Raw genomic sequence first — 13,768 nt, forward strand, 5'->3', positions numbered from 1 at the left:
AGTGAAATCAGTGAAATTCAAATACTGCGAATGTTGTGTTGCCTGGCCGGGCTTCTCGACGGCATTGCCCGGCCTCGATCGAGACGGTTGATAACCGCAAACCGGCTCGCGCGTCAAACCTTCAGAATGCGCTCGCCGCGGCCGATCCCCGAGCTGCCTGTACGGACCGTTTCGAGAATCGCGGTGGCGTCGAGCCCTTCGATAAAGGCATCGAGCTTATCGCTCGCGCCCGTCAGTTCGATCGTATAGGTCTTTTCGGTGACGTCGATGATGCGGCCGCGGAAAATATCCGCCATCCGCTTCATCTCCTCACGTTCCTTGCCGACCGCCCTCACCTTGATCAACATCAGCTCGCGCTCGATGTGGGCGCCCTCGGTAAGGTCGACCACTTTCACCACCTCGATCAGGCGGTTCAGATGCTTCGTGATCTGTTCGATCACGTCGTCCGAGCCAATGGAGACGATGGTCATGCGCGACAGCGATCGGTCTTCGGTCGGAGCCACCGTCAAGGTTTCAATGTTGTAGCCGCGTGCGGAGAAGAGACCGACCACGCGTGACAACGCGCCCGGTTCGTTTTCCAGCAGGACGGAAATGATGTGTCTCATGTTTCGCTTCTTCCAGATGTTTTGTCGATGTATGCGAGCGGCTTCGCGCCGCTTCGTCCGCTTTCGCCCTTTGTGGAGGCGCGCATGACGAAGCCAACGCAGATGCCGTCGTTATAGATCTTCCGAACCCATGAGCATCTCGGTGATGCCCTTGCCGGCCTGAACCATCGGCCAGACGTTTTCGGTCGGATCGGTCTGGAAGTCGAGAAACACCGTGCGATCTTTCAGGCGCAGCGCTTCTTTCAGCGCCGGCTCGACGTCCGCCGTGCGTTCGATACGCATGCCGACATGGCCGTACGCTTCAGCGAGCTTCACGAAATCCGGCAGCGCATCCATGTACGAATGCGAATAGCGCTTGCTGTATTCGATCTGCTGCCACTGGCGCACCATGCCCAGATAGCGGTTGTTCAGCGAAATGATCTTGACCGGCGTCTCGTACTGCTTGCAGGTCGACAGTTCCTGAATGCACATCTGGATCGAGCCTTCGCCCGTGATGCAGAGCACGTCGTCGTCCGGGTGCGCCATCTTCACGCCCATCGCCGCCGGCAGGCCGAAGCCCATGGTGCCGAGACCACCGGAATTGATCCAGCGGCGCGGCTTGTTGAAGCGATAGAACTGCGCGGCCCACATCTGGTGCTGGCCGACGTCGGAACACACGAAGGCATTGCCGTCGGTCAGTTCCCACGCCTTTTCCACCACGTATTGCGGCTTGATGATGTCGCTCTTGCGGTCGAACTTCAGGCAGTCTTTCGCGCGCCAGGCCTCGATGTCCTTCCACCAGTCGGCAAGCGCCGCGGTGTCCGGGCCATGGTCGGCCGTTTGCAACTGCTCGATCAGCTCCTTGAGCACTTCCTTCACGTCGCCGACGATCGGAATGTCGACCTTGACGCGCTTGGAGATGGAAGAAGGATCGATGTCGATATGGATGATCTTGCGCGGACGCGACGCGAAGTGCGCCGGGTCGCCGATCACACGGTCGTCGAAACGCGCGCCGATGGCGATCAGCACGTCGCAGTGCTGCATCGCCATGTTGGCTTCGTACGTACCGTGCATGCCGAGCATGCCGAGGAATTTCCTGTCGCTCGCGCGGTAGCCGCCCAGCCCCATCAACGTATTGGTGACCGGGTAGCCGAGCAGATCGGCGAACTGGTTCAGCTCACGCGATGCATCCGCGAGGATAATGCCGCCGCCGGTGTAGATGTATGGGCGCCTCGCCGACAGCAGCAAGGCAACCGCCTTGCGGATCTGGCCGGAGTGACCCTTCGTGACCGGGTTGTACGAGCGCAACGAAACCGTCTTGAGCGGTTCGTACTGGCAAGGCGCCTTCGACACGTCTTTCGGAATGTCGATCAGCACCGGGCCGGGCCGGCCGGTACGGGCGATGTAGAACGCTTTCTTTACGGTGGCAGCGAGATCGCGCACGTCCTTCACGAGGAAGTTGTGCTTCACGCAAGGACGCGTGATGCCGACCGTGTCGCACTCCTGAAACGCATCCTGGCCGATCGCGGCGGTCGGCACCTGCCCGCTGATCACCACCATCGGGATCGAATCCATGTAGGCGGTGGCAATGCCGGTCACCGCATTGGTGACGCCGGGGCCGGAGGTCACGAGGCATACACCGACCTTGCCGGTGGAACGCGCATAGGCGTCGGCAGCGTGGACCGCGGCCTGCTCGTGGCGCACGAGGATGTGCTGGAATTTGTCCTGCTTGTACAGCTCGTCGTAAATGTAAAGTACCGAGCCGCCGGGATAGCCCCACACAAACTCGACGTCTTCGTCGGCCAGTGCCTTCATGAGCACGGTGGCGCCGATAGAGTCAGCTTCAGGAGGGGAAGTCGTATCCGACGTGGAGAATTCCGCGCTGGGCATATTCATTATTCACCTTTCGAATTTTCGGCAAAAAATTGATCGGGTGCTCTCTGCCGGGCTTGTGGCTCGGGTTCAAGCGGCGCGTCCAGTTGACAGGCGAGCTTCTTGGGCCACACCTCAATTGAGACAAGTCACTTATGTTGCGAACCAGCGACGATATCTGCAGAACGCCGGACGGTCAAGTAAATATTGCCTTGGCACCCTGCCCCTCTGTCTCCTTATTGAGCGAAAGTTTGTTATAGAGATGCAAGGTAGGCCGCGTTTCGCCCCAGCGGCGCAAAAGTTTGTTAGCATCCGCGAGTTTTACGACATTTTTCGATCGATTACGCGCACGCTCGCTGCGCCGACCCCCAAACGGATGGCATCAGACAAGGAACTCGCCGATTTTCTGGCGGGCGTCGAAAGGCGCGCATTCAAGCAGACGGTCTACGCCGTGCGGGACGACGACGCCTCGCTGGATATCGTGCAGGACGCGATGATCAAGCTCGCCGAAAAATATGGCGACCGTCCGGCCGCCGAACTGCCGCTATTGTTTCAGCGTATTCTCCAGAATGCGATGCATGACTATTTTCGTCGGCAGAAAGTGCGCAATACTTGGGTCAGTCTGTTTTCGTCGCTCGGCAACCCCGATGACGACGAATTCGACCCCCTCGAAACCTTCGAGGCCCAGCAAGGCTCGGCGGGCTCCGAGAGCAACGAGCAGAAGCTCGAACGCGAGCAGGTCTTACAGTTAATCGACGACGAGATCCAAAAATTACCGGCACGTCAACGGGAGGCGTTTCTCATGCGTTATTGGGAAGATATGGATGTCGCCGAGACTGCCGCCGCGATGGGCTGCTCCGAAGGCAGTGTGAAAACGCACTGCTCGCGGGCCACCCACACGCTGGCGCAAGCGCTCAAGGCTAAAGGAATCACGCTATGAGCTCCCTCGAAACTAAAGAACTCGAGTTCGCCCGGCAGGTACGCCGGGCGCTCGACGAAAACGCCGCCAGCATTCCGCCCGCCGCAGTCGATCGACTTGCAGCGGCGCGCCGCGCGGCGCTTGCCCGCAAGAAGCCCGAAACGGTGAGCGCACCGGTGTTCGTGCCCGCATTCGCCGGCGCCGGCATGCCGGCCGGTATGCCGCAACTCGAAGCCCCGCAGCGCCGCCGTTCGCCGCTGCGCCGCTTTGCGCTCGCCTGGCCGCTCGTGGCGCTGGTTGTGAGCCTCGTGGGCATCGCCTACTGGGAAGACCAGCAGCGCACCGCCGAACTTGCCGATATCGATGCCGCCATGCTGAGCGACGATCTGCCGCTCAATGCGTATCTCGACCACGGCTTCAACGCGTACCTATCGCGCGCGCACTGAGCGGGAGATTCCTCGGGTGAGTTACAAGCGCGGCTTGGCCGTTGTTTTCGGATGTGCGATTGCGGCCCTGGTGTCGTTCGCCGCAACGTATCCGCGCTTTTATCCGAGCCAATCGACCGCCGCCGCGCCTGCCGCCGGCGGCGCGACCGCCAAAGCGCCTGCCCCGACCCTCTCCGTCGATTTGCCCAGCCTGCCCGGCAGCAACAGCCCGATGGCATGGGCGCGTCTCACTACTGCCGAGCGCGTGGCGCTGGCGCCGTTCGCCAGCCAATGGGACTCCTTCAGCGACGAACGTAAGCGCAAATGGCTCAAGATCGCGTCGCGTTACTCGAAGTTATCACCCGATGCGCAAAAACGCCTGCACGACCGGATGGCTGAATGGGTGCGCATGACGCCCGATCAGCGGCGCGTCGCACGCGAAAACTACCAGGTTTCGAAGGAATTGCCGCGCGAGACACGCCAGAACGCGTGGAAGGCCTACCAGCAACTGTCCGAAGAACAGAAGGAGCGGCTTGCTGCCAGCGAGCGCAAACGGCGGCCCAGTGTAGTCAGCGCGCCGCCGTCGGGCAGGAGCGAAATCAAGGGGCTCGACCGTCTGGTCAATGCGCGCGAGCGTGGCGCGAGCAGCACCGCAGCGGCGAGCGCCGCGGCTGGCGCGTCGTTGCCGAGCCCGGACATGCCCGCCGTTCCCGCCCCGGGAAGCTTCGTGCCCGCCACGCCGATACCGGTTTCGCCCTCCGAGGCGCCGTCGATCTTCAACGGCTCCTGATTCGAGCCCGGCCGCGTCCACAACCACCGTGCCCCAGCCGCTCACGACCTTCGTGCTACCCGCCGGCGCCTCCGGCACCGTCCCCAGCGTGCGCCGGCGCCTCGCCGCGCTGCTTTACGAAGCCGTGATCCTGTTCGGCGTCGTGTTTATCGCCGGTTATCTGTTCAGCACGTTGACGCAGCAGCGCAACGGCCTGACCCATCACAACCTTCTCGCGGCATGGATCGGGCTGGTGGTCGGGCTGTACTTCGTCTGGTTCTGGACCCACAGCGGGCAGACCCTGCCGATGAAAACCTGGCGCCTGCGCGTCGTCGCCGCTGACGGGGCGCCGCTCTCCACCGGCCGCGCGATCGTCCGCTATGCGCTGGCCTGGCTGTGGTTTTTGCCGCCGCTCGCGTTGCATCCGCTACTGGGTCTCGCCGTGCCGCAGACACTCGCGATCGCCGCGATCTGGTTCGTGCTGTGGGCCGCTACCGGCCGGTTCGACCGGCAGCGCCAATTCCTGCACGATCGGCTCGCCGGTACACGCGTGATCGACGTCGCGCGCTGACCCATCGGATTTTCCGGCAATTCACGCTGCCGCCCCTCCTAATTCCCACACAGTAATTCACACAGTAATAAGAACTTCTTGTGACTGTCACGGCACGGTCACGCGCGACTGGCGCAATACGGGCACCGCAACTCGACGCGTGAGCCATGGACCCCCAAACGTCCGCGACTTCCCTGTTCCGCCAGACCGGCACGAGCGTCGACCCCGTCGCGTTCCACCCGGACCCCAACCCTAGTCACGGACGGCCGTTGCCCGTGCCGTCGTTGCCGCTCGACGCGCACGCCGCCCATCACGACGACGACCACGCCGAACCGCATCGCTACCGCACCATCTGGCTGTCCGACATCCACCTGGGATCGAGCGGCTGCCAGGCACCCTATCTGCTCGACTTCCTGCGGCACAACGAGTCGGAATATCTGTATCTCGTTGGCGACATCATCGACGGCTGGCAGTTGAAGAAAGGCTGGTACTGGCCGCAGGCGCACAACGACGTGGTGCAGAAGATTCTGCGCAAAGCGCGCAAAGGCACCCAGGTCGTCTACGTGCCCGGCAATCACGACGAAGCCGCGCGTCAGTTCTGCGACCTCGCATTCGGCGACATCCACGTGCGCGGCGAGGCGTTCCACACGACGCTCGCCGGCAAGCGCCTGTGGATCGTCCACGGCGATCTGTTCGACGGCGTGATCCAGCACGCCAAGTGGCTCGCCTATCTCGGCGACACGCTTTACACGATGATCCTGATCCTGAACCGCTGGTTCAACCGGATCCGTAGCCGGCTCGGCTTTCCGTACTGGTCGCTGTCGCAATACCTGAAGCATCAGGTGAAGAACGCGGTGAATTTCATTTCGTCGTTCGAGCGCGTGATGACCGATGAAGCGCGCCGCCGCGGCTGCGACGGCGTGGTCTGCGGCCACATCCACAAAGCCGAGATCCGCGAAATCGACGGCGTGCTGTATTGCAACGACGGCGACTGGGTCGAAAGCCTGTCGGCGCTAGTCGAGACGTATGAAGGCGAACTCAAGGTGATCTACTGGACCGTGATGCGTGCCCCGGAAGTCCGTGCGCAAAAGGCCCGGGCGACCGCGTAGTCCCTCTTAACTTCCATTGGGCCAAACCGATGAAGATCATGATCGTCACCGATGCATGGGAACCGCAGGTCAATGGCGTCGTGCGCACGCTGAAAAACACCACGCGCGAGCTGACCGCGCTCGGCCACCATGTCGATCTGCTGACACCGCTCGAATTCAAGACGATTCCGTGCCCGACCTATCCTGAGATTCGCCTGTCGCTGCTGCCGCGCCGCAAGCTGCGCGAGCGTATCGACGCGTTCGCACCCGAGGCGCTGCACATCGCCACCGAAGGCCCGCTCGGCATGGCCGCGCGCGCCTATGCGATCCAGCACAAGCTGCCGTTCACGACCGCCTATCACACGCGCTTTCCCGAATACGTGCAGGCGCGCTTCGGCATTCCGCTTGCGGCGACTTACAAGTTTCTGCACTGGTTCCACAAGCCGTCGCTGGCGGTGATGGCGCCGACGCCGGTGGTCAAGAACGACCTCGAAAAATTCGGCTTCACCAATGTCGTACTGTGGACACGCGGCGTCGATCTCGACATCTTTCACCAGATGGACTCGAAGGTGCTCAACACCGCGCGGCCGATCTTCCTGTACGTGGGGCGTGTGGCGGTCGAGAAAAACGTGGAAGCGTTTCTCAAGCTCGATCTGCCCGGCTCGAAGTGGGTCGCGGGCGAAGGCCCGGCGCTTGCCGAACTGAAGTCGCGCTATCCGCAGGCGAATTATCTCGGCGTGCTGACGCAAGCCGAACTGGCCAAGGTCTATGCGGCCGCTGACGTGTTCGTGTTCCCGAGCCGCACCGATACGTTCGGTCTGGTGCTCCTCGAAGCGCTGGCCTGCGGCACGCCGGTCGCGGCCTATCCGGTGACCGGTCCGATCGACGTGCTGGGCGACGGCGGCGCCGGCGCCATGCATGAGGACTTGCGCGAAGCCTGCCTCGAAGCGTTGAAGATCGAGCGCAGCCATGCGCGGGCGTGGGCCGAGCGCTTTTCGTGGGCCGCGGCGTCCGAGCAGTTCGCCGCGCATCTGAAGCCGTTGCCGCGCGCCTCGTACAGCGAGGAAAGCGCCGCCGCATGACGCGGCGCGCCGAGCCGCTTATGCGAACCAGAACCTCTACCGTGGCCCGCACGGCGACTGGCGCGTTGCGCGCCGTGAAGACCCGCGCCGGGATCGACGCCGATGCCGACGCGGCCAGCATCGAACCGTTCGACGATGTGCGCGAACACGGCGAACCGAACCACGTGGGTCATGTACCTCACGCGAACGGCGTGAACCACACGAGCCCCGCGAGCGAAACCCACCACGAGCCGCTCAGCCCCGACGATCCGCTCACGCCGCTGCCCTTCAATCCGTACAAGGGCAATCGCGGCCTCACTCGCGCATGGCACGCGATGAAGAATTCGCTGGCCGGCTTCCGCGTGGCGATCCGCGAGGAAAGCGCGTTCCGCCAGGAATTGACGCTCGCCGCGATCCTGCTTCCGTGCGGTGTGCTAGTGCCGGTCGATCCCGTGTCGCGCGTGTTGTTGCTCGGCTCGGTGCTGCTGGTGCTGATCGTCGAACTGCTGAATTCGAGCCTCGAAGCGGCCATCGACCGGATCTCGCTCGAACGCCACGAACTGTCGCGGCGTGCCAAGGATCTCGGCAGCGCGGCGGTGATGGTCGCGCTCGGCATGTGTGTGATGACGTGGGTGTTGATCGTCGGGCCGCTCGTGGTGCATTGGGTCAAAACATGGCTATGAAGTCCGCGCTACCTGACGCGCCAACGTCTCAAAGTATGAAAACCCTGAGTATCCGTTTGGGATAAGAACGGTCGGTTTATAATCGTTCGATAGTCTCACGAGAAAACGCTGGGCCGCCCCCCGGGTTTTCCGCTCCGCAGGAAGTTCCCGGCCCCGAAGGAAGTCCCCTTGGGGGATCGAGGGATTGCCGCCTCGGGGGCCTGTCGTGCAGCGACAGGTTTGGGGCCACTCAACTATACCAACCGCGTCCGGGTGGATCACGCGCGAGCGGCACGCCGCCCGCGTTCAGCCCGGCGTAACCAGGGCCGGACGACATGGAAGCCAAACCTCCCCGCCGCACCCGCGAACGGATCCTCGAACTGTCGTTGAAGCTGTTCAACGAAATCGGCGAGCCGAACGTCACGACGACGACGATCGCCGAGGAAATGGAAATCAGTCCAGGCAACCTGTACTACCACTTCCGCAACAAAGACGACATCATCAACAGCATCTTCGGCCAGTTCGAGCAGGAGATCGAAAAGCGCTTGCGCTTTCCCGACGATCACCGCGCGACGATCGACGAGATGTGGTCGTACCTGCAATACATGGTCGATTTCACCTGGCGCTATCGTTTCCTGTATCGCGATCTGAACGATCTGCTGGCGCGCAATCGCACGCTGGAGACGCACTTCAAACAGATCATCAGCCACAAGGTGCGTTTTGCGAGCCAGTTCTGCGAGCAACTCGTGGCCGACGGCGAAATGGTCGCGACGCCCGAAGAACTGCACGTGATCGCGACCAACGTCGGCGTGATCGGCACGTACTGGCTGTCGTATCAATTCGTGATGAACCCGCGCAAGTACAACGAGCAGGAAACGATTCGCGCGGAGCTGCATCAGGTGAGCGTGCAGATCGTGTCGCTGATGGCGCCTTATTTGCGCGGCCGCTCGCGGCAGATTTTCGACGACCTCGCGTCGGGCAAGCTGCCCAAGCGCGAGTTCTACGATTACCTGCCGCCCAAAGAAGGCGCCGCGCCCCGCAACGAACCGAAGGACGTTTGAGCATGAAGTCGGTGTGTGTGTATTGCGGCTCCTCCGACGGAGCCAAACCGCTGTATGCCGAAGCCGCGCGCGCATTCGGCCGTGCGCTGGTCGGAGCGGACCTCGCGCTGGTGTACGGCGGCGGCAAGGTAGGCCTGATGGGCGTGATCGCCGATACGGTCATGGCCGAAGGCGGCCGTGCGATCGGCGTGATTCCCGAGCTGCTGGTCAACAAGGAAGTCGGCCATAACGGCCTGACCGAACTGCATGTTGTGCCCGACATGCATCATCGCAAGAAGATGATGGCCGACCTGTCCGACGCGTTCGTCGCGCTGCCGGGCGGCGCGGGCACGCTCGAAGAGCTGTTCGAGGTCTACACGTGGGCCCAACTCGGCTATCACCAGAAGCCGGTGGCACTGCTGAATATCGACAGCTTCTACGATCCGTTGATCAATCTGCTCCAGCACACGGTGGACGAAGGCTTCATGCGGCAAACCTACTTCGACATCCTGCAGATCGAAGCCGATCCTGCCGCGCTGATCGGCAAGCTGCAGCGCTATCAGCCGCCCGCTGCCGACAAATGGGCCATCAAACGCGACGAGATTTGATTTCCACGGCCTGCTATCCGGTCACCGGATAGCCCGCGCGTTCTGCGTGGGCTGCTTTCACACGATGAGGTTGCGATGACGAAAGCCGTTCTGATCACCGGAGGCAGCCGCGGTATTGGCCGTGCAACGGCGCGTTTGCTGGGTGCGCGCGGCTGGTCGGTCGGCGTGAACTACACGCGTAGCCTCGCCGCCGCGCAGGAAACCGCCGCCGAAGTGGAACGCGCGGGCGGCCACGCATTGCCGATCGCCGGCGACGTCGCGAACGAAACCGATGTGATCGCGATGTTCGACGCCGTCGAACAGACCTTCGGCCGGCTCGATGCGCTCGTCAACAATGCCGGCATCGTCGCACCGTCGATGCAGCTCGCCGATATGGATCTGGCGCGCCTGAAGCGCCTGTTCGACGTCAATGTGCTCGGTGCGTATCTGTGCGCGCGCGAAGCCGCACGCCGGATGTCGAAAGATCGCGGCGGCGCGGGTGGTGTGATCGTGAATATCTCGTCGGCGGCAGCGCGTTTAGGCTCGCCGAACGAATATGTCGACTACGCCGGCTCGAAAGGCGCCGTCGACACAATGACGATCGGCCTCGCCAGGGAACTCGGCCCGCAAGGCGTGCGCGTGAATGCCGTGCGCCCCGGCCTGATCGACACCGAAATCCACGCGAGCGGCGGCAAGCCGGACCGCGCCGCCCAGCTCGGCGCGCAAACGCCGCTTGGCCGTCCCGGCAGCGCCGCCGAAGTCGCCGAGACGATCGTCTGGTTGCTGAGCGATGCCGCCTCGTACGTGACCGGCGCACTGCTCGACGTGACCGGCGGTCGCTGAGCCGCCCTCTTCCTTTCTGAGCGACAGGCCGTTTCCCACGGCCGCTTTTCCCCCGTTCCAGGCAGGCCTTCCCATCGATCTGATGCGGAATCGGCGCCATGTGTTCGATTACGCCCAACGCATCCGCTTTTTCTGTAATCGACAGTAATAAATGGGGGCTACAATCGCGCGGAGCGTGTGCAACCGCACGCGACGCACAACCACCACATAAGTTCGCGGCCCATGCCGCCGCGCACGGCGACCAGAGATCTTCATGCACGAAAACCCATCCGCGCGCTGGCGCACGGGGCACGCCATAGCCGCGACGCCCGCGCCGGCCGGGCCTGCCGACAGTGCGCCGGAGCAGGCTCGCCCCGACTTGGCGGACCTCGCTGAAGACAACGCCAGTTCGTTGGACCGCCAGGCTGCCGCAACTGCAACCACAACCGAAGCGCCCGCAGGACCCGCAGCCCCGGCGGGCGCGGCGAGCCCCACCGACCGCACCTCGCGTGGCGCCCAGCGCTTGCGCGCGCTCACCGCTGCCCGCCCGCTGATGTGGCTCGTCGCGCTGGCGATCCCGTGTGCGTGGCTCTTGCCCGGCACCTTGGGCCACGAGCCGTGGAAACAGGATGAGACCTACACGTTCGGCATCATCCAGCACATGCTCGACACCGGCGACCTGGTCGTGCCGACCAACGCTGGACAGCCTTTCGTCGAAAAGCCACCGATTTACGACTGGGTCGCCGCGGGACTCGCGTGGACGTTCGGCCGCTATCTCCCTTTGCATGATGCAGCGCGCCTCGCGAGCGCGTTGTTCGCCGCATTGACGGTCTACTACACCGCACGCGTCGCCCGCCGCGCGGTAGGCGCGCCGAGCTGGTTCGACGTGCGCGTGATCGGCACGCTCGCGTTGTTCGCGAGCACGCTCGTGGTCATCAAACACGTGCACGACATGATGACCGACGTCGCGCTGATGGCCGGCGCCGCGCTCGGCTTCTGCGGCCTGTTCGAACTGGTGCTGATGCATCTGCGCGACGAAGCCCGCCTGTTGCCGGTCGACGCACGCCATCGACGCCACGCCATCCTGAGCGCGGCAACGATGTTCGGTGCCGGCGTCGGCGTGTCGCTGCTGGCCAAGGGCCTGTTCGTGCCGCTGGTGTTCGGCGCGACCACCGTTGCAGCGCTAGCGCTCTATCCTGCTTGCCGCAACCGCAGCTTTGCAGGCGCGCTCGGCATCGCCGCACTCGTCTGTGCGCCGTTTGCGCTGATCTGGCCGATCTTCTTCTATCTGCGCTCCGAAGCGCTCTTCAAGGTTTGGCTGTGGGACAACAACATCGGCCGCTTTTTCGGCTTTTCGGTGGCTGAACTCGGCTCTGAAAACGAGAACCGTCTGTTCGTGCTACGCACGGTGCTGAGCGTCGGCTTCCCGGTCGTGCCGCTTGCATTGGCCGCGCTCGCGGGCGGCGCGTGGCGTCGCTGGCGCGATCCGCGCGTCGCGCTGCCGGCGATCTTCGCGGGCACCGGCTTTGCCGTGCTGCAAAGCTCGGCGACGGTTCGCGAACTGTACATCCTGCCGTTCATCGCGCCGCTTGCACTGCTGGCGATGCAGGGTATCGAGAAGCTTCCGCAGCGTCTGCATGCAGGCTGGGACATGGTAAGCCGCGTGCTGTTCGGCAGCGTGGCGGCGCTTGCGTGGATCGTCTGGTCGATCATGAGCAGCCCTGTCGAGACTCACGGATCGTTGCATGGGCTTGGTCGCTGGTTGCCGCTCGACTGGGTGATGCCGGTCAAACCCGGACTGATCGCGGCCGGCCTGCTACTGACGTTCGGTTGGCTGTGGCTGCTGCCGGTATTCAAGCACACCGGCAAATGGCGCGGCGCTGTGAGCTGGTGTGCGGGCGCGATCGTCGCATGGGGACTCGTGAGCACGCTGCTGCTGCCGTGGCTCGACTATGGGAAGAGTTACCGCTCGGTGTTCGAAAACCTCCGCGCGCAAATGAATCTCGAATGGAACGATGGCGATTGCATGGCCAGCAAAGGCCTTGGCGAATCGGAAGCGCCGATGCTGTATTACTACACCGGTATCGAGCATCGGCCGATCACGAATACCGACGCGACTACATGCACCTGGCTGATCGAGCAGAGCCGCCGCAACGATGCGCGCACGCCACCGGGCGATTGGCGCCTGTTCTGGTCAGGTGCGCGTCCGGGCGACAACGACGAACTATTGCGCGTGTTCGTGCGCACACCTGCGCCGGTCGCGCGCGGCGACTAAAGCGCTTTGCAGGCGCGGCGATCAGTTGTGGGTTCAATCGGCTTAGACCGGCTTAGAACGAGGCGCCGGGTCCGCGCAGGAAAGCGGTTTCTTCAGCCGTCGAGGGCCGTGCGAGTATCGCGTTGCGATGTGGAAAACGTCCGAAGTGCTCGATCACTTTCGCGTGTCTGAGCGCGGACGAGTAGTAGGACTCGCCGCCTGGTTCAGCTTCGAGCTGCTTGAACAGGCGTAGTGATTCGTGCTGGCTGGCGAGCGTTTCGTCGTGTTCGAAAGGCAGATAGGCGAATGCGCGATGATGTGCGGTAGGCAATGAGCGGTCGGCACCGGTCGCGATCATCTGTTGCGCGATGTGCAGCGCTTTTTGATCGGCAGCGAAAGCGCGTGGCGTGTCGCGGTGGCAGTTGCGGGAGAACTGATCGAGGATGATGATTAGCGCCAACGCGCCGAGCGGGGTTTCTTGCCAGTTGTCGAGGATGCCTTCTTCGCGTGCCACGTCTATCAGGTTGCCGAAGCGTTCCAGTAGCATCGCATCGAAAGCTTTATCGCGGGCAAACCACCGCTTGTGCGGTTGGCCGAAGGTGGGTGAGTTCGGGGCGCCGAACCAGCAATCCACTACTGCACGGGCTTCGGGGTTCAAGGCGGCGTAGTCTGCCGCTGTTGTGTAGGTGTTCAATGATCGGAGCTCGGGATTTCTTCTGTCTTCGGGTCGCGATACTTGACCGCAGCAGCGCTACCTTTGCTCATGGTCTTAACAACTGCCTTCGCGGCGCGCTGCTTGCCGCCAGCGTGCACGTCAATGTCAGCAGTAGTCAGGTCGTGCTTCGCCATCAACGCGCGAATCCTTTCGATAACGCCCGACGATTGCTTTGCAAGCAACGCGTCAGCCTGCGCCTTCAGTTTATCTATCTTCGTTCGGATTGCTTCCAAGGTCGTTGCCATCAGGTGACCTCCTTGTGAACGTGGCCGCAATATGCCACGGTGGCGTCGGAAAATGCCAGTGCCTGGACTGGAGCGGCGTATCACCGAAAATCACAACACTACGTCGCCGCGCTCCATGCCCTTCAATGTGGTCCGCTCAAGGCTTGTCCTTGCCCCGAACATTACCTGGTGGTTC

Annotated in this window: 15 protein-coding genes; 11 read left to right on the forward strand and 4 right to left on the reverse strand. The window is 63.0% G+C overall.

The genetic code is table 11. The features are described 5' to 3' along the window. Positions 1-113: 113 nt before the first annotated feature. Together ilvN and SB772_RS16860 are read right to left on the reverse strand one after the other, a co-directional pair. Positions 114-605 carry an acetolactate synthase small subunit gene (ilvN, locus tag SB772_RS16855; protein WP_410834371.1) on the reverse strand — a complete coding sequence of 164 codons (492 nt, stop codon included), beginning with the start codon at positions 603-605 and terminating at the stop codon, positions 114-116. A 111-nt stretch (positions 606-716) separates the two neighbouring features. Beyond that, a complete protein-coding gene (locus SB772_RS16860) occupies positions 717-2,480 on the reverse strand; it encodes an acetolactate synthase 3 catalytic subunit (RefSeq protein WP_410834372.1) in 1,764 nt (587 codons plus the stop codon). Between the two features lie 352 nt (positions 2,481-2,832). On the opposite strand from SB772_RS16860, the gene SB772_RS16865 reads away from it, so the two are divergent. The 11 genes from SB772_RS16865 (at position 2,833) to SB772_RS16915 (ending at position 12,654) form a co-directional block, all read left to right on the forward strand. Beyond that, positions 2,833-3,396, forward strand: a complete 564-nt coding sequence (locus tag SB772_RS16865) for an RNA polymerase sigma factor (RefSeq protein ID WP_341315800.1) — start codon at positions 2,833-2,835, stop codon at positions 3,394-3,396. Further along, positions 3,393-3,821 carry a DUF3619 family protein gene (locus tag SB772_RS16870; protein WP_410834373.1) on the forward strand — a complete coding sequence of 143 codons (429 nt, stop codon included), beginning with the start codon at positions 3,393-3,395 and terminating at the stop codon, positions 3,819-3,821. The genes SB772_RS16865 and SB772_RS16870 overlap by 4 nt, the downstream gene beginning before the upstream one ends. Before the next feature lie 16 nt (positions 3,822-3,837). Then, the gene (locus SB772_RS16875; RefSeq protein ID WP_410834374.1) at positions 3,838-4,590 is read left to right on the forward strand and encodes a DUF3106 domain-containing protein; all 753 of its coding nucleotides are present in this window, start codon (positions 3,838-3,840) and stop codon (positions 4,588-4,590) included. Positions 4,591-4,618: 28 nt separating this feature from the next. Then, positions 4,619-5,140 (forward strand): RDD family protein, encoded by a 522-nt coding sequence (locus SB772_RS16880; protein WP_410834375.1) that lies wholly within the window; start codon positions 4,619-4,621, stop codon positions 5,138-5,140. Positions 5,141-5,286: 146 nt separating this feature from the next. Beyond that, a complete protein-coding gene (locus tag SB772_RS16885) occupies positions 5,287-6,228 on the forward strand; it encodes a UDP-2,3-diacylglucosamine diphosphatase (RefSeq protein ID WP_410834376.1) in 942 nt (313 codons plus the stop codon). 29 nt (positions 6,229-6,257) lie between these two features. Next, positions 6,258-7,289 (forward strand): glycosyltransferase family 4 protein, encoded by a 1,032-nt coding sequence (locus SB772_RS16890; protein ID WP_410834377.1) that lies wholly within the window; start codon positions 6,258-6,260, stop codon positions 7,287-7,289. 20 nt (positions 7,290-7,309) lie between these two features. Next, on the forward strand, positions 7,310-7,951 hold the full coding sequence (locus tag SB772_RS16895; RefSeq protein ID WP_410834378.1) for a diacylglycerol kinase: 642 nt from the start codon (positions 7,310-7,312) through the stop codon (positions 7,949-7,951). A gap of 314 nt (positions 7,952-8,265) precedes the next feature. Next, the gene (locus tag SB772_RS16900; RefSeq protein WP_410834379.1) at positions 8,266-8,991 is read left to right on the forward strand and encodes a TetR/AcrR family transcriptional regulator; all 726 of its coding nucleotides are present in this window, start codon (positions 8,266-8,268) and stop codon (positions 8,989-8,991) included. Between the two features lie 2 nt (positions 8,992-8,993). Continuing rightward, entirely contained in the window at positions 8,994-9,578 is a 585-nt protein-coding gene (locus tag SB772_RS16905; protein ID WP_410834380.1) for a TIGR00730 family Rossman fold protein, read from the forward strand. Between the two features lie 75 nt (positions 9,579-9,653). Next, positions 9,654-10,400 (forward strand): SDR family oxidoreductase, encoded by a 747-nt coding sequence (locus SB772_RS16910; RefSeq protein ID WP_410834381.1) that lies wholly within the window; start codon positions 9,654-9,656, stop codon positions 10,398-10,400. Between the two features lie 253 nt (positions 10,401-10,653). Continuing rightward, entirely contained in the window at positions 10,654-12,654 is a 2,001-nt protein-coding gene (locus SB772_RS16915) for an ArnT family glycosyltransferase (RefSeq protein ID WP_410834382.1), read from the forward strand. Between the two features lie 52 nt (positions 12,655-12,706). On the opposite strand, the gene SB772_RS16920 is transcribed toward SB772_RS16915, so the two are convergent. Further along, positions 12,707-13,327: a DUF924 family protein gene (locus SB772_RS16920; protein ID WP_410834383.1), complete on the reverse strand. Its 621-nt coding sequence runs from the start codon at positions 13,325-13,327 to the stop codon at positions 12,707-12,709. Next, on the reverse strand, positions 13,324-13,593 hold the full coding sequence (locus tag SB772_RS16925; RefSeq protein WP_410834384.1) for an H-NS histone family protein: 270 nt from the start codon (positions 13,591-13,593) through the stop codon (positions 13,324-13,326). The genes SB772_RS16920 and SB772_RS16925 overlap by 4 nt, the downstream gene beginning before the upstream one ends. Between the last annotated feature and the right edge of the window lie 175 nt (positions 13,594-13,768).

The sequence above is a fragment of the Paraburkholderia sp. SIMBA_030 genome (assembly GCF_046535245.1).
Classification (GTDB): domain Bacteria; phylum Pseudomonadota; class Gammaproteobacteria; order Burkholderiales; family Burkholderiaceae; genus Paraburkholderia.

Coding starts and splice junctions, on each gene's coding strand:
- ilvN (WP_410834371.1), bottom strand. CDS start 605: ATGAGACACATCATTTCCGTCCTGCTGGAAAACGAACCGGGCGCGTTG.
- SB772_RS16860 (WP_410834372.1), bottom strand. CDS start 2,480: ATGAATATGCCCAGCGCGGAATTCTCCACGTCGGATACGACTTCCCCT.
- SB772_RS16865 (WP_341315800.1), top strand. CDS start 2,833: ATGGCATCAGACAAGGAACTCGCCGATTTTCTGGCGGGCGTCGAAAGG.
- SB772_RS16870 (WP_410834373.1), top strand. CDS start 3,393: ATGAGCTCCCTCGAAACTAAAGAACTCGAGTTCGCCCGGCAGGTACGC.
- SB772_RS16885 (WP_410834376.1), top strand. CDS start 5,287: ATGGACCCCCAAACGTCCGCGACTTCCCTGTTCCGCCAGACCGGCACG.
- SB772_RS16890 (WP_410834377.1), top strand. CDS start 6,258: ATGAAGATCATGATCGTCACCGATGCATGGGAACCGCAGGTCAATGGC.
- SB772_RS16895 (WP_410834378.1), top strand. CDS start 7,310: ATGCGAACCAGAACCTCTACCGTGGCCCGCACGGCGACTGGCGCGTTG.
- SB772_RS16900 (WP_410834379.1), top strand. CDS start 8,266: ATGGAAGCCAAACCTCCCCGCCGCACCCGCGAACGGATCCTCGAACTG.
- SB772_RS16905 (WP_410834380.1), top strand. CDS start 8,994: ATGAAGTCGGTGTGTGTGTATTGCGGCTCCTCCGACGGAGCCAAACCG.
- SB772_RS16910 (WP_410834381.1), top strand. CDS start 9,654: ATGACGAAAGCCGTTCTGATCACCGGAGGCAGCCGCGGTATTGGCCGT.
- SB772_RS16915 (WP_410834382.1), top strand. CDS start 10,654: ATGCACGAAAACCCATCCGCGCGCTGGCGCACGGGGCACGCCATAGCC.
- SB772_RS16925 (WP_410834384.1), bottom strand. CDS start 13,593: ATGGCAACGACCTTGGAAGCAATCCGAACGAAGATAGATAAACTGAAG.